Source organism: Acidovorax sp. Leaf73, from assembly GCF_916855635.1.
Classification (GTDB): Bacteria; Pseudomonadota; Gammaproteobacteria; order Burkholderiales; family Burkholderiaceae_C; genus Acidovorax; species Acidovorax facilis.
Genome location: NZ_CAKASI010000004.1, coordinates 81,157 through 101,400, shown reverse-complemented (window position 1 = coordinate 101,400; position 20,244 = coordinate 81,157). Strand labels below are relative to the sequence as shown.

Sequence of the window (20,244 nt, the reverse complement as noted above, 5' to 3'; positions counted from 1 at the left end):
CGGCCTGTGAGCGGTCACCGCCTGCGCTGTATGTCTTATCTATTGCCAGATGTGTGCCAGCCTGATTTTTGTCGGTTGAATTTCTTCAAGTCGTTGATTTGTATAGAGAAATTCATCCGTAAGATTTTTTGCTTCTTAGGTGAATTTGAAATTAATAGAATTAAAGCTAGCTAAATAGATGAACAGCATGCGCAAAAACAAAGTCGTGATCGGTTTCCTTGGCACCCAGCTCGACTCCGGCCGGGGCGCGGGGCGGTGGGAGAAGTGGCGCCCCACCGTATCGCTCGTGCAACATGAGGACGTGGTGATCGAGCGGCTGGAGCTGCTCTACACGCCGCCCCACCAGGACTTGGCGCAACAGGTGCGCGCGGACATGGTGATCGCGTCCCCCGAGACCACGGTGAACCTGGTACTCCTGCCCATTGCCGACCCGTGGGACTTTGGCGAGGTGTATGCCAAGCTGTTTGACTGGGCGCAGGCCTACCGCTTCGACACCGAGCGCGAGGAATACTGGACCCACATCACCACCGGCACCCACGTGGCGCAGATCTGCCTGTTCCTGCTGGTGGAGTCGCGCCGCATTCCGGGCGTGCTGGCGCAGACCTCGCCGCCCAAGCGCCAGCAGATGGGCGATCCGGGCAGCTACGCGCTGATTGATCTGGACCTCTCGCGCTACGACGTGATCGCCCAGCGTTTTGGCGCCGAGCAGCGCGATGCGGTGGACTTCCTCAAGAGCGGCATTGCCACGCGCAACGTGCGCTTCAACGCGCTGATCGACGAGGTGGAGCGGGTGGCGGTGCGCTCGCGCGCGCCCATCCTGTTCACCGGGCCCACGGGTGCGGGCAAGTCGCACCTGGCGCGGCGCATGTTCGAGCTGAAAAAGTCGCGCCACCAGGTGGAGGGCGAGTTCGTGGAAGTGAACTGCGCAACGCTGCATGGCGACGGCGCAGCGTCCACGCTGTTCGGCCACAAAAAGGGCGCCTTCACTGGCGCAGCGGCCGACCGTGCGGGCCTGCTGCGCACGGCACACAAGGGCGTGCTGTTCCTCGACGAGATTGGCGAACTGGGCCTGGACGAGCAGGCCATGCTGCTCAAGGCGGTGGAGGAAAAGCGCTTCTACCCCATGGGCAGCGACCGCGAGGTGGCCAGCGACTTCGAGCTGATCGCCGGCACCAACCGCGACCTGCGCACCGAGGTGGCGGCCGGGCGCTTTCGCGAAGACCTGTATGCGCGCATCAACCTCTGGAGCTATGTGCTGCCCGGCCTGGCGCAGCGGCCTGAAGACATCGAACCTAATGTGGACCACCAGCTGGCCCGCGCAGGCACCGAGCTGGGCCGCAGCGTGCGCTTTTCCAACGAGGCGCGCGCGGCCTACCTGCGCTACGCCCAGTCGCCGGAGGCCCTGTGGACCGGCAACTTCCGCGACCTTTCGGCCAGCGTGACGCGCCTGGCCACGCTGGCCGACAGCGGCCGCATTGGCCTGTCCCTGGTCGAGGCCGAAATGGCCCGCCTGCGCTGGCTGTGGCAACCCGCCAGCGATGCGCGCAACGGTTTGGCGTCCACGCCCGGTACGCTGGGCCGTGACCATCTCTCGGATCTGCTCGGCAAGGATGCCGTGGAGTCCATGGATCTCTTCGACCAGCTGCAACTCGCTGCCGTGCTGCAGGTCTGCCGCCAGGCCCGCACCCTGTCGGACGCAGGGCGCCTGCTGTTCCAAGCCTCGCGCACGCAGCGCACGGTGGTCAATGATGCGGATCGGCTGCGCAAGTACCTGGCGCGGTTCGGGCTGGACTGGGAGCGGTTGACTTCGGCGTCGTTCCCGTCATGGTTGGGACGACGCCATTAGACACAGTGCGTGGTCCCGCGCGGTGTTTGCAGCGCAAGCCTCGGCGGCCGCCCTGCGATGGCTGGCGGGGCAGCGCCCAGCCGCGCAGCAGGGCGGTGATGCGGGAAACGTCTCACTGCTCGCGCGCGAAATGGTGAGTCTGGCCATCTGTCCAGGTGATGATTCCTGTTCCCAGCAGGTCGAGCTGCCAGTGAAGTTGGCGTTCGCCCCGAGCGTTTACTGCGAACCCTTCCGCGTAGCAGCCAGACCAGTCACGTTGCGCGAACCCTTCTTCCGGGACGCGCTTGGCTTCGTGCAGAAAGTACGTCCTTAATTCGGCTTCACTGAAGCGCGGTGCTTCGCAGCGGTTACGTGTGCCTTCTTTGACGGCGAAACTCTGTACCCAATGAAGGTTGGATGGCTGTGCCACTGCGGACGCGCAGGCCCAACAAGACAAGAGGGTGATCAGCGCCACCCTCATTGGAACACCAGGCTCTTGGCCTCATCGGCCTGTTTGTAAGAGATGTCGGAGTGACGGTAAACGTCCGTTTGCAAGTCCAGCCCGTAGTGGCTACCCAATGCCTGCGTCAGCCATTTCAGCGATTCGGTCTGCTCTGCCGTGGGGCGCTCGAACAGTTTTGTCTTTGGGTCGAATTTGGCTACCACTTCAATGGCCACGGAGTCACCGTTGGTTGGATATCGATCGGGGTAGGCCTTGGCCTGCTCCCGGGTGTTGAGCGCTTTGACTTTGGCGCCGTAGCTTGCAGACGAGTTCATGAGCGTGTCGATCGCCGTTTTCTCTTCTTTGCTGCAGGTTCGGCTGTCATCGCATCGGGAGCGGATTTTTCCGACGCTGTAGACGCTCTGGTCCAGTCGCGCAGTTTGGTAAATGGTGCCGTCTTTTTCGATGTAGAAGTGCGCGCCGATCCCGTCGGTCTTGGCGTGTTCTAGATTCATGGTGCTGCTGTCGGTTTGGTGCAGCACGATGGCATCGACCCTGGTCATGGCGCCGTGTTCCAGTGCCGCAACGCGCTTATCGACTACGCGTGGGTCGACGATAAAGCCGTCCTTGATGGTCAAATCTTCATTGACTCCGTGGCCACCCGGAACTCCTCCCGCATGGGTCGTTGCAGTCACGTTCATTGGCATTCCTCCTGATGTTGCTGTGGTAAACGGTGCGGGGCCAGTGTGCCCATTGAGAACCCGTGGCGCCATATGTGTGATTACCAGTGAGACAGTATTTCTGGTTTCATCCTGTAAGTAGTCATTGCGCGGCCCGTCACGATCTAGGACCCGTTTTCAATGGCTGCTTACCCTTTGTGCATGCAAAGCCGGAAAGCGACTCAGGCAAGTCGACAAGTGGCCACCCGCCTACCGGGGCGCACTAAGTGGATTTTTGAGACAGGTGCAGCTTGCGGATGGCGCAGCGCCGTGCGCCGTGGCCAGGGGCGATGCGATAATCGCCAGCGTGAAGCGCGCCAGACCGCCGCTGGTGCAATCTGGGAAACCAGGCACTGGAGGAACGTCCGGACTGCACAGGACAGCGTAGCAGCTAACGGCTGCCCACCGTGAGGTGAGGATCAGAGCAACAGAGACGAGTCCCGGGGGAGTGCCGCAAGGCAAACCACCGGGGGTGAAACGGGCAATCTCTACGCGCAGCAATACCAAGTAGGCCAACGTTGATGTGGTTCCGCAGAGTTGGCGGGTAGGTAGCACCGAGCCGTGGTGGCGACACCCGGCCCAGATTAATGGCGGTCACACTGCGGGCAACCGTGGTGCACAGAATCCGGCTTATCGGCGCGCTTCACACTTTATTTCCCATCCCCGGTTTCCCCACCGCGGTTCCCAGGCCCTTCGCGCCTCAAGCTCTGCCGATGGCGGGAATAAGCCGGCCTTGCCCAGCAAGGGGCGGGGGCTGGCTCAGTTTTTCGTGCAATGGGGCGCATGCCCCTTTTCCAGCTCGCTGGCTCGCGCCACGGTGTCGGGGTGGCTGCTGAGCAGCGACCAGACAGGGTGCGACGCCATCTCTTCGGCCGTCTTGCGCTGGCGCGAGCGTTCGGGGCTGCTGGCGCCGGGCTTGGCCGTGGGTGCGGCTGCCTGGTTCTGGCCTGCTTTCTCTTCTTCTTCTTTCTTCTTGTTTTCTTCTTCTTCCTCTTCGTCATGGGCAATGGCCAGCAGCAGCTTGCCCATGGGTGCCGTGGGCAGGGCCGTGTGGTTCATGAGGGCGATGGCGTAGCAGTCGGCTTCGCGTTCGTGGCTGCGGCTGTAGGCCAGGCCGGTGAGCAACGATGCGCCTGTGGACACCACGGCCGACACGTCCCCGAGCGCCAGGCCCAGGCCCATGTTGAGCACGCCTTGTTCCACCACCATGCGGGTGGTGTGGCGGTACACCACATGGCCGATCTCGTGGGCCAGCACGCCCACCAGGGCGTCGTCGGGCAGGCCCTGGTCGGTGGCGGTTTTCACGATGCCGTCGGTCATCACGATCTTGCCGCCGGGCAGGGCAAACGCATTGGCGCCCATGCCCGATCGGAACTCCAGCGACAGCGGCGGACGGTAGTCGGGGTAGCGGTGCATGGTTGTGGGCGTCTGCTGCACCAGGGCGTCAAAGCGGGCCTTGAGCTGCTCCTGTCGCTCCTTGGGGAGCTTGCTGGGCTTCAAGGTGCCGTCGTCCATTTGCTTGAGCACGTTCTCGGCCACGCTGGTTTCCCAGCCCAGGGGCACAAAGCGGGTGAGCTGTGTGGCTGCCCAGGGTGTGCCATAGCGGTAGAACAGCGTAAGGCCGATGACGGCGGCAGCTGTCACACCCAGCAGTACGGGCCAGCGGGTCTGCATGCGCTGGGCCAGGCCGTGGCGCTCGCCAGCGGCTGCGAGGGCGGCACGCCAGTCGCTCACGGCATCGATCTCCAGGCTGCCGTGGTCCCGCAGGTCCACGACCACCCGGGGCTGGGGCTTGTGTTCGTTCCAGGCCTCTGGCCAGCCCACGTCCTTCCAGGCGAACACGACCGGCTCGGCGCCCGGCTGTGAGAGCGGGTGCAGCACCAGCGACGGGCCCTGCGGCGTGGGCCGCAGGCTCACCATCACGGGGCGGGCTCTGCTGCTCTGGCCGTCGAACCAGCGTCCTTGGAGCAGGTCTGTGTTCACGGGGGCGGGCATGCTCAACCGATGAGGTCCAGGCCTGCCGCATCGGCCAGCGCATCGCCCAGGCCGCCCTGTTGCTGGCGCACCATGGCGCCCGCCACCTGTTCCACGCCGCCCTTGACGTGCAGGGTGACGGATTCGCATTTCATGCGGTATTCACTCACCCGTGCAAACGGGCGGTAGAGGCCGAGCGTGAGCAGGGTGAGCAGCATGTTCTTGATGCGCAGCCCCACGTAGCTGCCGCTCTTGAGGTGGCACTTGAACCGTGCCACATGGCTCACGCCGATGTTGTTCCACATGAGCTGGAACATGCGCGCCTCGCGGTAGGCGCGGGCGGGGGCCGAAGCCAGGATCAGCATGAAGATGCCCGCGACGATGGACACGATGATCACCAGAATCATCCACAAGCCCATGCGGCTGCTCTGACCGGCGAACAGGGCGATGGAGCTGCCCGCCAGCACGCCAATCAACACCGAGAACCCCACCACGGTCAGCACGAAAACGGCCACCGTGGCCAGCCACACCTTGACGAAATCCATGTACACCGGCTTCCAGCGGCCTTTTTCGGCGCCTACCTGGGCCTTGAGCACCAGCAGGCTCTTGTAGTTGTATTCCAGGCGGATGAAACACAGCACGGTCAGCACCAGGCCCAGCAGCAGCAGGGCGCCCATGGCCGGGGTGAACGAAGGCATCTTGGGGTTGGCGGCTTCGTCCTCCACCTCCTGCAAGACGTCGGCCAGTTCGGGCGAGAGGATCTGCATGCCAAAAAACACGCCAAACCACACCAATGCCAGCGCAAACAGGGGCCAGCTCGCGAGGTAGACCTCTTTCCAGTGGGCAGTGAACTGCAGGCGCAAGCCGCGCCAGCGCGTGGCGCCCAGCCGAAAACGCATGGCACTGCCCCAGATCAGCGGCGAGAGCACGGCGCCCGTCAGCAGCAAGACGCCCACGGCAGCATCCTGCCCCGTGTTGGCCGCGATGTTGTAGGCCAGGGTGATGAGCATCAGCAGCACAAAGCCCATCACCATCTTGCGCTGCTGCGCGGTGAATTCGAGGGGGCTGCCTGCCACCAGCGTGTGGCTGTAGAAATACTGCGCGGTGCGGCGCCGGGCCCAGGGGGTGTAGATGCCCAGCGTGACGATGGACAGCAGCACGTTGACGATCCACACCCGGAAGTATTCGCCCCCGCTGCCCGTGAACTCCATCGGGTGTGCATCGATGTTCTGCGGCATGAACGTAGACATCGGCCCCGCAGCGCTGTCTCTGTCTGATGAAACTTGGCTCATGAACTCCCTCCTGTTTGCCGCGCAGTGTAGCAGCGGTCAGTGGAAGAAAAATTTATGCCAAATTGGCATCTGGCGCTTTTCCAACAAGCGCTGGCAGCTATGAGTTTGATAGCTGCGAACTTGTCGCTTGGAAGCTGGGGCTTACCGTTCGGGCCGAGCATGTCCAAGCTTGGCGCCGTGCTTCGACAAGCTCAGCGTGAACGGTTTGGGTTGGTCTGATACCGAACCCGTCGGCAGGGTCGCCAAGCGGACGGTCGCACCGACGTAGCCACGGGGCTCGCGGCCAGACCAGTGCCACCGTGGAACTGGCTTTGCCAGGCCACCGGTGGCGTCCCCCCGGGGGGGGACGGCGCCGAAGGCGACTCAGGGGGGATTCAAAATCTTTCCCAAGGCTGCAAATACCGCCACTGCCCTTCAGGCACCTTCGCCAGCGGCACGCGGCCGATGCGGATGCGCTTCAAGGCCACCACGGCCAGGCCCACGGCCTCGCACATGGCCGGGATCTGGCCGGGGCGGATGCCCTTGAGGGCAAAGCGCAGCTTGGTCTCGTTTTGCCAGCTCACCTTGATGGGCGGCAGCGGGCGGCCGTTGAACGAGAGGCCGTGGCACAGGCGCTGCAGCCCGTTCGGTGCAATGTCGCCTTTCACCTCCACGATGCACTCCTGCTCCAGCGACTCGATGTCTTCCGCCAGCTTGCGCGCGATGCGCTTGTCCTGCGTGTAGACCACCAAGCCACTGGCCTCGGTGGGCAGCGGGGTGAAACATTCCAGCTGCTTGAAGTGGCGCTGCAGCACACGGATGCCTGAGGCGTCCTCAGGCAGGTGGGATGCCGGGCCCAGCAGGGTGGTGGCCGCAGTGGCGCCCTGGCTGCGGCTGGCATGGGCCGCCTGCCCGGCGGGCAGACCCAGGCCCGCTTCAAACCCCACTGGCTTATGTAGCAGCAAGGTCACCGGGGTCAACTCCAGCAGGCTGGCGTCTGGCGCCACCGTCACGGCTTGGTCGGGGCGCACGCGTGCGCCGGGGGCTTCCACCACCTGGCCGTCCACGCTCACAAAGCCGCCTTCGACGAACTGCTCGGCCGTGCTGCGCGAGCAGTTCAGTTGGTCGGCCACACGCTTGGCTAGGCGGATGTGGGAGGGTTCGGGGTTTTTGTCATTCATGGGTTGGGGCGGCTTTCTTTGTTGGATGGATTGTGTGGGCACGCCTCTTGTTGTTCGTGGCGCGTGCAGCGGGCGCGCTCTCCGCCAGGGACGCCAAGCAAGGGCCGCCCCGCAGCGAGGGCGTCGTCCCCCGGATGGGGGAAGGCGCCGCAGGCGACTCAGGGGGCGAACATTCTTATTCGCTCCACATGCGCCAGGAGCGAGCGCTGCGCAACGGGCCACATGCGCGGCGGCACGTCGGCGTAGGCGTGCCGCACCCAGTCTTCCATGCTGCCCTGGGGCAGCGCCTGCATGGCGGCCAGCACCTTGGCCTCGCGTGCCAGGCGGTGGGACTTGAGCTTGGCGATGGCGCTACGGGCATCGCCCAGAACATAACCGTGCGCAGGCAGGATGAACTCCACGCCATGCTCGGCGCACACGGCGTCGAGCTTGTCCAGCGAATCGAGGTAGTCGGCCATGTTGCCGTCGGGTGGGTCCACCACCGTGGTGCTGCCGTTCAGGATGTGGTCACCGCTGAACAGCAGGGCGTCTTCCACCAGCAGCAGGCACAGGTGGTTGGCGGCGTGGCCCGGGGTGTGGATGACCCGCAAAGTATGGGTAATATTGTCCTCTGGCGCTTGTCCATCAAGCGCGAGTAGCTCATTATTTTGTAGCGATCTGTCGGGTGTGAATGTGCTGGCCGTGCGCGCGGTGGGCGCCGAGGGCAGGCCCAGGATGGGGGGCCGGGCTTTGCCCGCCTGCACACACAGTGCCTGCAGCGGCGCGGCGCCCGGCGAGTGGTCGGGGTGCGAGTGGGTGCACACGATCATGCGGATGTCGCCCCCGGCGGCGCGCCAGAGCTTGTCCAGGTGTTCGGGGTCTGCCGGGCCGGGGTCGATGGCGATATAGCCCGTGGCGGGGTCGCCCACCAGGTAGCTGTTGGTGCCGGGGCCGGTCATCACACCGGGGTTGGGGGCGGTCAACCGCTGTACGTTGCGCAGCAGCGGCACGGGGCGCTCGGTTTGCCAGTCCAGCGGGTGCACGATCTGGCCGTCGGGGCACACCAGGGCCAGCTCGCCGTAGGGCATGTCGCTTTCCATGTACCGCGCTTCCTTGCCCGCCAGCGTGCCCGCGCGCGGGCAGCTGGTCCACAGGGGCAACTCGTGGGCCAGCGCGTCGAACACCGCCTGGGTGGTGGCAAACGTGGCCAGCCGCTGCAGCGTGCGGATGGTCGGAAAGATCATGAAGAACTGCCCCGCTTCATGCCGCGCCAGCGCATCGGCCGGGCGCACCCAGACGGGCTCGAACTGTTCGGACTCGTCGGCCACGGGCTCCTGGCCCTCGGGCATGCGGGCGACGAGAAATGGCACGTCGAAGCGGCGCGGCAGGTCGCGGTCGGTGATCCAGTGGGCCAGCATGAAAACGCTGTCGGCCGCCAGCCGCAGGCCGCGCGCGGTGCATTGCGCCACAAAGGGCTGGTGGCGGTCGATGGCGGCGATGTCCTGCGCATCGGCCATCAACCCCTTGCGGGGGCCGTCGGCATGGCGGGCCAGCAGCACACCCAGTTCTTCAAAACTCTCACGGATGGCGGCGATGGCCTGGGTGAGGTGCAGGTCGCTTTGGGTGGGGCGGCGGTCGGCGGCGGTGTGCGACTGCGCATCCAGCGCATCGATGCCCCCGCCCGGGAACACATAGGCACCCGGTGCAAAGCTGGCCTTGTCGGAGCGCCGGGTCATGAGGACTTCGATGCCTCCCGCATTGCCGGGTGCATCGCGCAGCAGCAGCACAGTGGCGGCCAGGCGGGTGGCTACAGGTTCGCGGTAGGGGTGCAGATGTTGGCTGGTGCGGGGCATCGGGCCATTATCGAGGGGAGGCGCGCCGTGTGCACACGTCCCACTTCGGTACGGCCCATGGGCCGTACTACGGCGGGTGTGCTGGGTTTGACCACTCAGCGCAACACCCGCAGCTGCTGCAGGCGCAGCAGCACCGCATCAATGACGGCGTTGGCGCCTTCCACGTCGCAGCTCCACAGCATCTCCAGCAGTTCGATCAGCGCGATGGCGTTGGTCTCCTGCAGTGCCGCCTGGGCAGCTGCCTGGAGGTTGTGCGCGCCCAGATCGTCCAGAACGTTGACGGTTAATCCCATGAGGTACTCCCTGTTTTTTTAAGGAGGTCCATCGTAGGTGCGCGGCGGCCGTGCGGCGGGCTGGTCGGCATGATCAATATCAAGGGCGGGCGAGAAAGAAAGCGACAGTGCGCACCCCCTCCTCGCTCAACCGCGTGCCGGAATTGCCAGACCCCTGATCACCGGAGGGCGTGCCACAAACACGTCCAGCACGCGCTGCACGTCGGTGAACTGGCCAAACTCCACGAGGTCGCCCGCGCCGTAGAAACCAATCAGGTTGCGCACCCAGGGCAGGATGGCGATGTCGGCAATGGTGTACTTGTCGCCCATCACCCACTGGCGGCCTGTCAGGCGCTGGTTCAGCACGCCCAGCAGGCGCTTGGATTCGGCCACGTAGCGGTCACGCGGGCGCTTGTCTTCATAGTCCTTGCCCGCAAACTTGTGGAAGAAGCCGAGCTGGCCGAACATCGGGCCCAGGCCGCCCATCTGCCACATCACCCACTGGATGGTTTCGTAGCGCGCAGCGGCCTCCTGCGGGATCAGCTGGCCGGTTTTCTCGGCCAGGTACAACAGGATGGCGCCGGATTCGAACAGCGCCAGCGGCTGGCCACCCGGGCCATTCGGGTCGAGGATGGCGGGGATCTTGTTGTTGGGGTTGAGCGACAGGAACTCGGGCGAGGTCTGGTCGTTGGTGTCAAAGCTCACCAGGTGGGGTTCATACGGCAGGCCCAGCTCTTCGAGCGCAATCGACACCTTCACGCCGTTGGGCGTGGGCAGCGAATACAGCTGGAGGCGGTCGGGGTGCTGGGAGGGCCATTTGTGGGTGATGGCGAAGGCGGAAAGATCGGGCATCAAAGAGTCCTTGGCGGGTGGCAGCCAGAGCGGCGCCCAAAGAGCGCAAGCCTAATGGGGCCGTGAAACCGGCGCTGCCTGAGGTTATTGGCGGCCCACCGACGATAATCTGACGGATGCAGATTCGCTTTACCAAAATGCAGGGCGCGGGCAACGATTTCGTGGTGCTCGACGAAACCCAGGGCCGGCTGGGGCTCAGCACCGCCCAATACCGTTTTCTGGCCGACCGCCACTTCGGCGTGGGGGCCGACCAGATCCTCACCGTGCGTCCTTCGCCCGCTGACGGTATCGACTTCGAATACGTGATCCACAACGCCGATGGCGGAGAGGTGGAGCAGTGTGGCAACGGCGCCCGCTGCTTTGCGCGCTTTGTGCACGACAAAGGCCTGTCGGGCAAAGACACCCTGCGGGTGCAGACCCAAAGCGGCGTGATCGCCCCCCGCCTCACGCCCGATGGCCGTGTCACCGTGGACATGGGCCGCCCGCAGTTCGATCCCGCGCAGGTACCGTTCGATGCCAGCGGCCTGAGCCCTGTAGAGCAAGGATCAGGGCAAAAATGGCCTCTAGCGCTGGATGGTAAAGCGCTGGTAGCTACTTTTTTGATAGCAGTGGTCTCCATGGGCAACCCCCACGCCGTACAACTGGTGGACAACGTGGACACCGCCCCCGTCGCCGAAGCGGGCCCTTTGATCGAGCGCCACGCGCGTTTTCCGCAGCGCGTGAACGCAGGCTTTTTGCAGATCGTGGACCGCACCCACGTGCGGCTGCGCGTGTTCGAGCGCGGTGCCGGTGAGACCCTGGCCTGCGGCACGGGCGCCTGCGCCGCCGTGTCGGCCGGCATCCGCCTCGGCCTGCTCGATAACGAGGTGCATGTGGACACGCGCGGCGGACGCCTCACCATTGCCTGGAGCGGTGCCGACACCGATTCCGTTTTCATGACAGGCCCCGCCACCACGGTGTTCGAAGGCCAGATCGACATTCCTGACACCCTCCTATGACGTCCCACATCCCACCGATCACCGAAGACGACATCGCCCAGTTCCTCACCAACACGCCGGGCTTTTTCGAACGCCATGCCGAGGTGCTGGCTAGCGTGCAGATCACCAGCCCCCACGGCGCGCGCGCCGTGAGCTTGCAGGAGCGACAGGCCGAAATGCTGCGTGAAAAGATCAAGGGCCTGGAGCAGCGCATCATGGAAATGGTGCGTAACAGCACCGAAAACGCTGCCATTGCCAACAAGGTCCACCAATGGACCGGCAGCCTGCTGCAGGTGCGCGACCCGTTCGACCTGCCCCAGGCTGTGGTGGATGGTGTGCGCACCCTTTTCGACGTGCCCCAGGCGGCGGTCCGCGTGTGGGAGGTGGCCGCGCCGTACATCGACGCCGACTTCACCCAGGGCGCCAGCGAAGACGCCCGCGCGTTCGCCTCGTCGCTCACCATGCCGTTCTGCGGCCCAAACCTGGGTTTCGAGCCCGCCGCCTGGCTGGCCAACGAGGCGGGCGAGCCCGCCCAGTCGCTGGCTCTGCTGCCGCTGCGCGCAGGCGCCATCGACAGCGCCACGCCCGCCTTTGGCCTGCTGGTGCTGGGCTCGCAAGACCCGCAGCGTTTTGATGCCACGATGGGCACCGAATTTCTGTCGCGCATGGCAGAACTCGCCAGCGCCGCATTGCTTCGTCTGAAGTAGCCAGACGGCCAGCGGCCACTCTGCGGCGGCTCAGCCACGGCAACCATGTCTGACACGCCCACTGCGCCCACCACGCTCGACCCCCACGTCCTGCGCTACCTGGAGCACGTGCGCGTCGAAAAGCGGCTGGCAGCGCGCACGCTCACGCTCTACGCGCTGGACCTTGAAAAGCTCGCGCAGTTTGCGGCGGCGGTCAGCGTGCCGCTGCTGCAGCTGCAGACCGCACACATCCGCCGTTTTGTCGCGCAGATGCACAGCGGCGGGCGCAGCGGGCGCGGCATTGCGCTCATCCTCTCGGGCTGGCGCGGTTTTTTCATCTGGGCGGGGCGGCAGGGGCTGATTCCGCACAACCCGGTGCAGGACGTGCGCGCCCCCAAGGCGCCCAAGCCACTGCCCAAGGCGCTGGGCGTCGATGACGCCGTCCGGCTGGCCGAATTCGACAACACCGGCGCCGACCCCTGGCTGGAGGCGCGCGATGCTGCGATGGTCGAGCTGCTCTACGGCTGCGGCCTGCGCGTGGGTGAACTCGCGGGGCTCGACGCCATCCCCAATGCCGACACGCAGCGCCAGGGCCGTGGCTGGGTGGATCTGCAAGCCGGGGAGGCCCATGTGTTCGGCAAAGGCAGCAAGCGCCGCAGTGTTCCCGTGGGCAGGGCGGCCACGGCAGCGCTGCAGGCCTGGCTGCAGCTGCGGGCCACGCCCTTCGGCGGTGAAGGATCAGCGCGGCTTGACACCGCACTGTTCGTCGGCCAGCGCGGCAAGCGGCTCACGGCACAATCGATCTGGTTGCGCCTGCGCCAGCGCAGCCAGCAGGCGGGTTTGACCACGCCGGTGCACCCGCACATGCTGCGCCACTCGTTTGCCAGCCACCTGCTGCAAAGCAGCGGCGACCTGCGTGCGGTGCAGGAGCTGCTGGGTCACGCCAACATCACGACCACGCAGGTCTACACGCGCCTTGATTTTCAGCACCTGGCCAAGGTGTATGACGCGGCGCATCCCCGAGCTAGAAAAAAGCCCCCCTGAGCGGCTGCGCCGCTTCCCCCAAGGGGGACGCACCCCCTGGCCCGGCAAAGCCGGTTCCACGGGTGCACTGGAATTGGCTGCGCTCACAGCAGGTGCTGGGGGAGATCCGCAATGGCCTGCCTCACGGAACCAAGTTGCAACAGGGCGCATCCGAGCAGAGCGCTTGCTTTGAAGCTACTTGGAGTTGTCGTCATGCTGCTGAAATGGATCAAATCGAACCGTGGGTTCATTGTGTTGCTGCTGTGCTTCGGCATCTTTCGCACGGCGGTGGCGGACTGGAATCCGATTCCTTCGGGGTCCATGCGGCCCACGCTGCTCGAAGGCGACGTCGTTTTTGTCAACCGCCTGGCCTACGATCTGAAGTTGCCGCTGACCGATGTGGTGCTCGCCCGCCTGGGCGAGCCCGAGCGGGGCGATGTGGTCACCTTCTCGTCGCCGCGCGATGGCACGCGGCTCATCAAGCGCATTGCGGCGTTGCCCGGCGACACTGTGGAAATGCGCGACGAGGTGCTGTACCTCAACGGCGAGGCGGCGCGCTATGACGCGCCCGAGGCGGTGACCGAAACCCTGCTGGAATGGGGCGCCCAGGTGCCCGCCACCCGCTGGACGGAGCACCTGCAGGGCCACGAGCGCCGTGTGCAGTGGCTGCAGGGCGTGACCGCGCACCGCAGCTTCGGCCCGGTGACGGTGCCCGAGGGTGAATACCTGGTGCTGGGCGACAACCGCGACAACAGCGCCGACTCGCGCTACATCGGGTTTGTGCCGCGCCACCTGCTCATCGGCCAGGCGCGCCGGGTGCTGGTGTCGGCCGACATCCTTGACAATTGGGCCCCGCGCCTGGGGCGTTTCGGTCACGCGCTTTGATTCGGCGTGAGCGCTGAACCGCGTTGTGCGGTGGGCGCTGAGAGGCATCGTGGCCACGTCCGCTACTCGGGCAGCGCTTCACTTTCGCCTTGATTGGTCGCATGCAAGCATGGGGTAGAGCTCGCTGGAGGCGTGAGGGACGGGGGCTGCTGACCCCGCATTCAGAGGGAATAACTCTGGAGCTTGCGGCCGCCTTAGGTAGCAGATTGTCAACAAGTGTTGCATTTCGGTGGCTATTGTCGCTTTGCGTAACGCCTCCCCCTATGATCGCGGCCACACTTTTGAGCCTGCCCCGATCTATGCGCTTCCCCGGTTCTCTGCTGCGTCCCCCGACCTTGTCTGCCGTGCTGATGGGTGCGGCTTCTTTGCTGAGCGGCTTTAACGCTGGCGCTCAGACTCTGGACGTATACCTTTCACCGCCCGGCGAACAGAACACGACGCGATCGGGCGCCATTGTTGAAACCTTCTCGGGTGCAGCGGGGGCAATTGGTGCGACGGGGAGTTTTGCCATCGGGGCTTGGACGGGTGCCACCGGGGGTGTCAACCGCACTGCGGCTGACCAGTATGGTGGCGCAGATGGGACAGGGAACTACCTTGCTATAGGAAACGGCAACCAGGTCACCATCACCCTGATTGGCGACCGGAAGTACGTTGGATTCTGGTGGTCGGCGGGCAACGCCGGCAACACCATCGAGTTCTATGACGACACCAACACCTTGTTGGCGCAGTTCACGACGAACTCGCTGACAACGCTGCTGGGTGGGGGCGGCAACATCACGGCGATCGATGGCAATTCGTACGCCAAGGCGGACTACTTTGGCAACCCCAATCCGCCTGCGGGTCGCAATACAGGAGAGCCCTATGGCTACATCAACCTGTTGCTGCGGGGGGCCAGCGTCAATTTCAGGACCATCGTTGTCCGCCACGCTGGAGGAGGGGGCTTCGAGCTGGACAACCTGGCCGTGACCGATGCAGCCACGGTGCCAGGCACCTGGGTGGATGTTGGAACCGTGACGGTGACCTTGCCGCCTGGAGCCATCGGCGCGGTGGACGACACGGCCACCACCCCGTTCAACACCCCTGTGCCGGGCAATGTGGCCACCAACGACACGACCGTGGCTGGCTCCACTTTTGCCGTGGTTGCGACACCCGCCAACGGCTCTGTGGTGCTCGATCCATCCACGGGGGCCTACACCTACACGCCGCAACCTGGTTTTTCAGGCCAGGATACGTTCACCTATCAACAGTGCAAGCCAGCACCTGATCAGGCAACCTGCGTCCCCGCTACGGTCACAGTGACCGTCGGCCCGAATGCGGTAGATGACAATGCAGGCCCCGCCACCCAAGGGGTGCCGTTCAATGCTTCGGTCACGGGCAATGATTCCGCCCCGGTGGGTTCCACGTACGCGGTGCTCGCGAGCACCGCCAACGGCACCCTGAATCTGAACAGCGCGACGGGTGCCTATACCTACACGCCGAATGCTGGCTTCAGCGGGACCGACACATTCACCTACCGGGTGTGCCTGCCTGCTCCGAACGCGGCTCTTTGTGACGATGCGACGGTGCAAATCTCGGTGGTTGCGCAGGTGCCCCCCGTGGCCCTGTCCGTGTCCGTTGCGGGCGTGCCGACCATTGGGCAACCCGCCACAGGCAACTACACCTACACGGACGCCAATGCAGACGTGCAGGGTGCGTCCACCTTCCGCTGGGTGCGTAGCCCCAGCAACAGCGTGGCGGCAGGAACGAATGTCGCCACAACGATGGGGTATACCCCGGTGGCAGGCGATATGGGCAACTTCCTGTTTTTCTGTGTGACGCCAGTGGCCGCTACCGGGGCCACGCCGGGTCTGGAAGTGTGTTCGCCGGCAAGCCAGATCGGGTTTGCGTCACCCATTCCTACGCTGTCCCAGTGGGGGATGATCATTCTGTCGATTCTGATGGGCTGTTTCACCACGGCCTTTGCACGCCGTCGCCGCTGATGCATAACCAATGAACTACTGCGGTGTCGGTGTATCGGCCCCGCAGTGGTAAGCAATGCGGCTTATACGAACGGCGGGGCGGCTTTCGGCGGAATTTGCAGAGGCAGCGACAGCGTAAATGTGGAGCCCTCGCCCACCCGGGACTTGACGGTTAACGTGCCGCCCAGCAGTTGGGCAAGCGCACGAGACAGCGACAGCCCCAGTCCGGTGCCCCCGTGTTGGTAGCTGACGCGGGCGTGGCCCTGGCTGAACTTTTCGAAAATGACCTCGTGCAGGTTTTCCGGGATACCCGGGCCTGTGTCTGTGACATGGAACTGCACATGGTGACCGTCTGCGCTGGTATCCACGGCCAGGCACACGGTGCCCGACGGGGTGAATTTGATGGCATTGGACAAGAGATTGTTCAGGATCTGCTTGAGCTTGAGGCGGTCGGTTAGCAGAGAGTTCGGGACGTTGGCGGCCGTGGTCGCCGTGAGCGCCAGCAATTTGGCCACTGCACTGACACGGAACAGCTCGATCACATCGTGCAGCAGACCGGGCAGTTCCACGGACTCGGGGTGCGTTGGCATGGCACCCGCTTCAATTCGCGCCAGATCGAGGATTTCCGTCAGCAGAGCGTTCAGGTGTTCTGCGCCCTGGCGGATAAGGCTCGATTGCTCCCGGGTCTGTGGATCGTTGCTGCGCAGCTCCATGAGTTCAGCAAAGCCGCGGATGCTCGTCAGCGGAGTACGCAGCTCGTGCGACATGGCGGCCAGGAATTCGCTTTTGGCCTGGTTGGCGCGTTGGGCTTCGGCCTCGCTGCGGGTCAGGGCCGCGTGGCTGACCGCCAGCCTGCGTATGCTTCCCAGAAATACGGCGACAAAGGCCACAACCGCCAGGCTCAACAGTGCCGTCAACCACAGGATCGTGTCGCGTGTGGTGCGCCAGCGGGCGAAAGAGTGTTCTTCTGAGGTGCCGCTGAGTACGGCAAGCGGGTAACTTCCGACACGGCTGAAACCAATAATGCGCAGTCTGGCGTCGGACGATGGCGACAACATGGCCCCGCTGTCCTGGCTGCGCAGTGCTTGCAGGAGGGGCGCGGGCAGTTGCATCCCAACCTCTGTGCTGACACCTCCCAACACGCGCACACGGATCACTCCGTCAAGCCCCGCAAGTCCCACACCGCCGTCGCTGCCCAGTTGCACGCCCCGGTACACGTCGGCGAAATGGCGTGGATTGAGTGACGCCACCACCACCCCCAGGACGCGCCCATCCGCGGCCGTGACTTTGCGTGAGAGCTGGATGGTCGATACCCCCGACACCTTGCCCAGCAGGGACTTGCTGATGAAAAGGCCGTTGTGCAGCATGCCAGAGCTGGGCGGGGCCGCTTCGGCGGGCAGCAAGTGCACCCGGATATGGTCGCGGTCCATCAGGCTCACATGGTTGCTGCGCGAGCCGTCGGGGTCTAGGTTGCTGCCCTGAAAGCGGCCATCGGGGCCCACGAAGGACAACTGCGTCAGGATGTGCGGCACCATGCCGGTTTCATTGGCGATGGTTGCCAGGTCCTCGCCGTTGAGTGGTCCGTCTTCGGCGGTATGCTGCAAACGCCACATGGCCTGGTCCACCGTGTCCAGGATGCGCAGCGTGTGCTCCTTCAGTGCCAGGGCGGTGTTGGTGTTCTGGCGCATCTCGGCGTCCAGGGTTTCTTTCCACTGCCAGCGCAGCATGGCGGCCATGGTGGCCCAGGCACCCAGCAGCACTACAGCGCTGAAAACGCAGGCCACCACAAAGTACATCAGCGCCGGGCTGCTACGCCAGTCGGAGGATTGGGGCTTGCTGGGCTTCCTGTTCATGTGAGCGGGGCTGGCATCGTGTCCGTGTAGCCTGCGGTGAGCAGCATGATATGGAAGATGGTACCGCCGTCGGGCCCGTTGGTGGCATGGATGCGCCCCCCATGCGCTTCGACAATCTTGCGGCAAATGGCCAGGCCCAGGCCCGTTCCGCCTGAGCCATCGCGCGTCTTGCTCGATTGCACGAATGCCTGGAACACGGTCTCCAGCTCTGCGGGAGGAATGCCCGGGCCTTGGTCGCGCACCTGGATGTGGATGCTGTGGTCGTCCGAGACTCCGGCGGTGATGTCGATGATGCTGTCTTCGGGAGAGAACTTGATGGCGTTGCTCAAGACATTGCGCACCACTTGCTGAAAGCGCGATGGATCCACTTTGGCGATCAAAGGCATGCGGCCCAGGCGCAAGCCCAGGCCCAGGCGTTTGCGGTCCAGCAGCAACTCCATCTCTGCCGCCACTTCCTCGATGAGATCGCGCACGTCGGCGCGTTCGAATTGGAAGGCTCCAACCGTGCTCTCGATCTTTGCAATGTCGAGCAGGTCATTGACCAGCACCAGCATGCGCTGGCCCGCGTCGTGGATGTCGCTGAACATGGACGCCAGCTTGGATTGATGGCGGCCCCGCGCCAGTCCGAGTTCGGAGAAGCCCAGGATGGATTGCAGGGGCGTGCGCAACTCGTGGCTGATGTTGGCCACAAATTCCGACTTGGAGCGCGACGCCTCTTCGGCCAGATCGCGTGCGGCCCGGAATTCCGTGATGTCCATCTTGGCGGTCAGGATACCGATGGGCTGCTTGCCATTGGTGGTGACGAGCACCTTGGTGACCTGCACGTCCCGGAAGCTGCCATCGGGTCGGCGCATGCGCTCTTCGTAACGGACACGACCGCCCTCGCGCAACAGTTGTGCTTGGTGTGCGCAGTACGCCTGCGCCTCCTGCCTGGGCAGAAAGTCGATGTTGCGCATCCCCAGGACGCTTATGCGCGAGAGCCCCATGAAACTTTCCCAGGCCTGGTTGACCGAGAGAAGACGTCCTTCAGTGTCGGTCATGCAGATGGGCAACGGGTTGCATTCGAGCACCTGGCTTGTGAGGGCCAGCTGCTCTTGCAGGCTTTGCTGGGCGGCCAGCAGGGCTGTCACATCCACCGCGCTGCCCGCAAAGCCGCGCAACTGACCCGACCGGTCACGCAGCGGAACCACCGAGATGTCCAGCGCGCGCGTTTCTCCTGCGGGTCCCGTGAGGCGGACCTGCGCCATGCGCACGCCCGGGGGCTGGGTGGCGTCGAACAGAGCATCCACGCCATCGCGGCACTCGGGGTGGACGACGTCCCGCAGACGCTGGCCTCGGGCCGATTCGGGTGGTTGGCTGGTAATGGCATGCCAGCGGGGATTGACGAACCGGATGGTCCCTTGGGCATCGGTGCGGAAGATCAGCTCCTGAACACTTCGGAACAGGACGGACAGCTCTTGCTCGCGCCGTGCAGTTTCTTGCTGGGCCTCATCGCGCTCACGTTGCGCAACTTCTTTTGCGCGGGCATTGCGCCAGGACGCATGGGTGAGAAGTCCTATCAGCGCCAAGGCCACCCCCATGAACAGCAGCGGTCCTCGCATTGCGGCCAGCCACTGCTGGGTCGTGGCTTCATAGGGTTGCTCTACAAAAGCCACCAGAGGCTGGCTATTGGAACTGCGCCAGGCGCCCAGGCTATGGGCCTGAAAGGTTTGCAGCGGGCCGTAAGTTCCTTTGTGCGCTGGCAGCAAACCCTGGAACAAAGGGTGGGAGCCCAGGCTGCTACCAAGATTCAAGGTGTCGTTGCCCACCTGGGTGAGCAAGGTCCCGTTGTCCAATGCCAGCATGACCTGTGTGCCAGGGTGGCCTGCCTCCATCAACTGCCGCTGGTAGGTGGCCAGGGCGTCGGGATTGATCTGTGCCACCAACGTCACCACAGCGTTCGATGGCAGGCGAACCAGGCGCACCATGGGAATGTAGCCAAGGCCCGCTGGCACGGCTGCATTGCGCATATCTTGGGTGAGTGTGCGGCCACGCACCCAGGCTCCAATGACCACCCGCTCATCGGTCGCTGGTGAAGGAGGCAGGCGCTGCAGATCCACCTTGCCACCCCGGTCCGAGGCGGTCGTGGAGGCCAGCACCAGCCCTTCGGAGCTGACGATGGCGATGCTGCGCAGAAAAGGCAGGCCTTGCAAGCGGTAAGACTGCTGTGCTTCGAGCTGCGCGGGAGTGTGATTCTCGGTGGTCAGGTTTTTCGCAAGGCTGTCCAGGGTGAGCTTGGTGTTGTCGAAAACTTGGCTGGCGTGCGACTCCATGACGCTGGCCAGTAGTTCGAGCTGCTTGCGGTCCTGAGCTTCTGTGCGGCGGAACTCCAGCCACATCAGCGATGCGGTGCCGACGATTACGGCCAGCATGAGAAGTGTGCCCCCGAAGAGCGCCCTGCTGCTGGCTACTTCCAGCAGGCTGAGCTTGGCAAAGGGAATGGATCGTTTCATGG

Annotated in this window: 16 protein-coding genes and 1 other RNA gene; 7 read left to right on the top strand and 10 right to left on the bottom strand. The window is 64.5% G+C overall.

Annotated features, from left to right (window positions below; genetic code table 11):
* The first annotated feature begins 187 nt into the window (after nt 1-187).
* Complete coding sequence (rtcR, locus tag LPA35_RS13700; protein ID WP_228897360.1) at nt 188-1,846, top strand: RNA repair transcriptional activator RtcR; 1,659 nt, start codon at nt 188-190, stop codon at nt 1,844-1,846.
* Between the two features lie 112 nt (nt 1,847-1,958).
* Here the strand turns inward: rtcR and LPA35_RS13695 are convergent, their stop codons facing one another.
* The gene (locus tag LPA35_RS13695; RefSeq protein ID WP_228897359.1) at nt 1,959-2,300 is read right to left on the bottom strand and encodes a hypothetical protein; all 342 of its coding nucleotides are present in this window, start codon (nt 2,298-2,300) and stop codon (nt 1,959-1,961) included.
* 2 nt (nt 2,301-2,302) lie between these two features.
* On the bottom strand, nt 2,303-2,968 hold the full coding sequence (locus LPA35_RS13690; RefSeq protein WP_228897358.1) for a peptidoglycan recognition family protein: 666 nt from the start codon (nt 2,966-2,968) through the stop codon (nt 2,303-2,305).
* Nucleotides 2,969-3,295: 327 nt separating this feature from the next.
* Between LPA35_RS13690 and rnpB the strand changes: the two genes are divergently transcribed.
* Nucleotides 3,296-3,635: RNase P RNA component class A (rnpB, locus tag LPA35_RS13685), an RNA gene on the top strand.
* A gap of 110 nt (nt 3,636-3,745) precedes the next feature.
* Here the strand turns inward: rnpB and LPA35_RS13680 are convergent.
* The 6 genes from LPA35_RS13680 to LPA35_RS13655 all read right to left on the bottom strand — a co-directional run bounded on the left by LPA35_RS13680 (nt 3,746) and on the right by LPA35_RS13655 (nt 10,368).
* Entirely contained in the window at nt 3,746-4,981 is a 1,236-nt protein-coding gene (locus LPA35_RS13680; protein ID WP_228897357.1) for a M48 family metallopeptidase, read from the bottom strand.
* A gap of 2 nt (nt 4,982-4,983) precedes the next feature.
* Nucleotides 4,984-6,252 carry a YjgN family protein gene (locus tag LPA35_RS13675; RefSeq protein ID WP_370628606.1) on the bottom strand — a complete coding sequence of 423 codons (1,269 nt, stop codon included), beginning with the start codon at nt 6,250-6,252 and terminating at the stop codon, nt 4,984-4,986.
* A gap of 374 nt (nt 6,253-6,626) precedes the next feature.
* Entirely contained in the window at nt 6,627-7,412 is a 786-nt protein-coding gene (locus LPA35_RS13670; RefSeq protein WP_228897356.1) for an rRNA pseudouridine synthase, read from the bottom strand.
* Nucleotides 7,413-7,570: 158 nt separating this feature from the next.
* Nucleotides 7,571-9,244, bottom strand: a complete 1,674-nt coding sequence (locus LPA35_RS13665) for an MBL fold metallo-hydrolase (protein WP_228897355.1) — start codon at nt 9,242-9,244, stop codon at nt 7,571-7,573.
* A 95-nt stretch (nt 9,245-9,339) separates the two neighbouring features.
* A complete protein-coding gene (locus LPA35_RS13660) occupies nt 9,340-9,537 on the bottom strand; it encodes a hypothetical protein (RefSeq protein ID WP_228897354.1) in 198 nt (65 codons plus the stop codon).
* A 126-nt stretch (nt 9,538-9,663) separates the two neighbouring features.
* Nucleotides 9,664-10,368 carry a glutathione S-transferase N-terminal domain-containing protein gene (locus LPA35_RS13655; protein ID WP_228897353.1) on the bottom strand — a complete coding sequence of 235 codons (705 nt, stop codon included), beginning with the start codon at nt 10,366-10,368 and terminating at the stop codon, nt 9,664-9,666.
* A 116-nt stretch (nt 10,369-10,484) separates the two neighbouring features.
* On the opposite strand from LPA35_RS13655, the gene dapF reads away from it, so the two are divergent.
* The 5 genes from dapF (at nt 10,485) to LPA35_RS13630 (ending at nt 15,918) form a co-directional block, all read left to right on the top strand.
* Nucleotides 10,485-11,366, top strand: coding sequence for a diaminopimelate epimerase (gene dapF / locus LPA35_RS13650; protein ID WP_228897352.1), 882 nt, complete (start codon nt 10,485-10,487; stop codon nt 11,364-11,366).
* On the top strand, nt 11,363-12,052 hold the full coding sequence (locus LPA35_RS13645; RefSeq protein ID WP_055399608.1) for a DUF484 family protein: 690 nt from the start codon (nt 11,363-11,365) through the stop codon (nt 12,050-12,052). The genes dapF and LPA35_RS13645 overlap by 4 nt, the downstream gene beginning before the upstream one ends.
* 45 nt (nt 12,053-12,097) lie before the next feature.
* Entirely contained in the window at nt 12,098-13,075 is a 978-nt protein-coding gene (locus tag LPA35_RS13640) for a tyrosine recombinase XerC (RefSeq protein ID WP_228897351.1), read from the top strand.
* Between the two features lie 192 nt (nt 13,076-13,267).
* Entirely contained in the window at nt 13,268-13,939 is a 672-nt protein-coding gene (lepB, locus tag LPA35_RS13635; RefSeq protein ID WP_228897350.1) for a signal peptidase I, read from the top strand.
* A gap of 299 nt (nt 13,940-14,238) precedes the next feature.
* A complete protein-coding gene (locus tag LPA35_RS13630) occupies nt 14,239-15,918 on the top strand; it encodes an IPTL-CTERM sorting domain-containing protein (protein ID WP_228897349.1) in 1,680 nt (559 codons plus the stop codon).
* Nucleotides 15,919-15,980: 62 nt separating this feature from the next.
* On the opposite strand, the gene LPA35_RS13625 is transcribed toward LPA35_RS13630, so the two are convergent.
* On the bottom strand, nt 15,981-17,750 hold the full coding sequence (locus tag LPA35_RS13625; RefSeq protein WP_228897348.1) for an ATP-binding protein: 1,770 nt from the start codon (nt 17,748-17,750) through the stop codon (nt 15,981-15,983).
* A complete protein-coding gene (locus LPA35_RS13620) occupies nt 17,747-20,242 on the bottom strand; it encodes a PAS domain-containing sensor histidine kinase (protein ID WP_228897347.1) in 2,496 nt (831 codons plus the stop codon). The genes LPA35_RS13625 and LPA35_RS13620 overlap by 4 nt, the downstream gene beginning before the upstream one ends.
* Between the last annotated feature and the right edge of the window lie 2 nt (nt 20,243-20,244).

Excerpts from the sequence above, each read along its gene's own strand:
- LPA35_RS13690 (WP_228897358.1), bottom strand. The coding sequence starts at position 2,968 with ATGAACGTGACTGCAACGACCCATGCGGGAGGAGTTCCGGGTGGCCAC.
- LPA35_RS13625 (WP_228897348.1), bottom strand. The coding sequence starts at position 17,750 with ATGAACAGGAAGCCCAGCAAGCCCCAATCCTCCGACTGGCGTAGCAGC.
- LPA35_RS13645 (WP_055399608.1), top strand. The coding sequence starts at position 11,363 with ATGACGTCCCACATCCCACCGATCACCGAAGACGACATCGCCCAGTTC.
- LPA35_RS13675 (WP_370628606.1), bottom strand. The coding sequence starts at position 6,252 with ATGAGCCAAGTTTCATCAGACAGAGACAGCGCTGCGGGGCCGATGTCT.
- LPA35_RS13630 (WP_228897349.1), top strand. The coding sequence starts at position 14,239 with ATGCGCTTCCCCGGTTCTCTGCTGCGTCCCCCGACCTTGTCTGCCGTG.
- LPA35_RS13640 (WP_228897351.1), top strand. The coding sequence starts at position 12,098 with ATGTCTGACACGCCCACTGCGCCCACCACGCTCGACCCCCACGTCCTG.
- dapF (WP_228897352.1), top strand. The coding sequence starts at position 10,485 with ATGCAGATTCGCTTTACCAAAATGCAGGGCGCGGGCAACGATTTCGTG.
- LPA35_RS13655 (WP_228897353.1), bottom strand. The coding sequence starts at position 10,368 with ATGCCCGATCTTTCCGCCTTCGCCATCACCCACAAATGGCCCTCCCAG.
- rtcR (WP_228897360.1), top strand. The coding sequence starts at position 188 with ATGCGCAAAAACAAAGTCGTGATCGGTTTCCTTGGCACCCAGCTCGAC.
- LPA35_RS13660 (WP_228897354.1), bottom strand. The coding sequence starts at position 9,537 with ATGGGATTAACCGTCAACGTTCTGGACGATCTGGGCGCGCACAACCTC.
- LPA35_RS13620 (WP_228897347.1), bottom strand. The coding sequence starts at position 20,242 with ATGAAACGATCCATTCCCTTTGCCAAGCTCAGCCTGCTGGAAGTAGCC.
- LPA35_RS13680 (WP_228897357.1), bottom strand. The coding sequence starts at position 4,981 with ATGCCCGCCCCCGTGAACACAGACCTGCTCCAAGGACGCTGGTTCGAC.
- LPA35_RS13670 (WP_228897356.1), bottom strand. The coding sequence starts at position 7,412 with ATGAATGACAAAAACCCCGAACCCTCCCACATCCGCCTAGCCAAGCGT.
- lepB (WP_228897350.1), top strand. The coding sequence starts at position 13,268 with ATGCTGCTGAAATGGATCAAATCGAACCGTGGGTTCATTGTGTTGCTG.
- LPA35_RS13665 (WP_228897355.1), bottom strand. The coding sequence starts at position 9,244 with ATGCCCCGCACCAGCCAACATCTGCACCCCTACCGCGAACCTGTAGCC.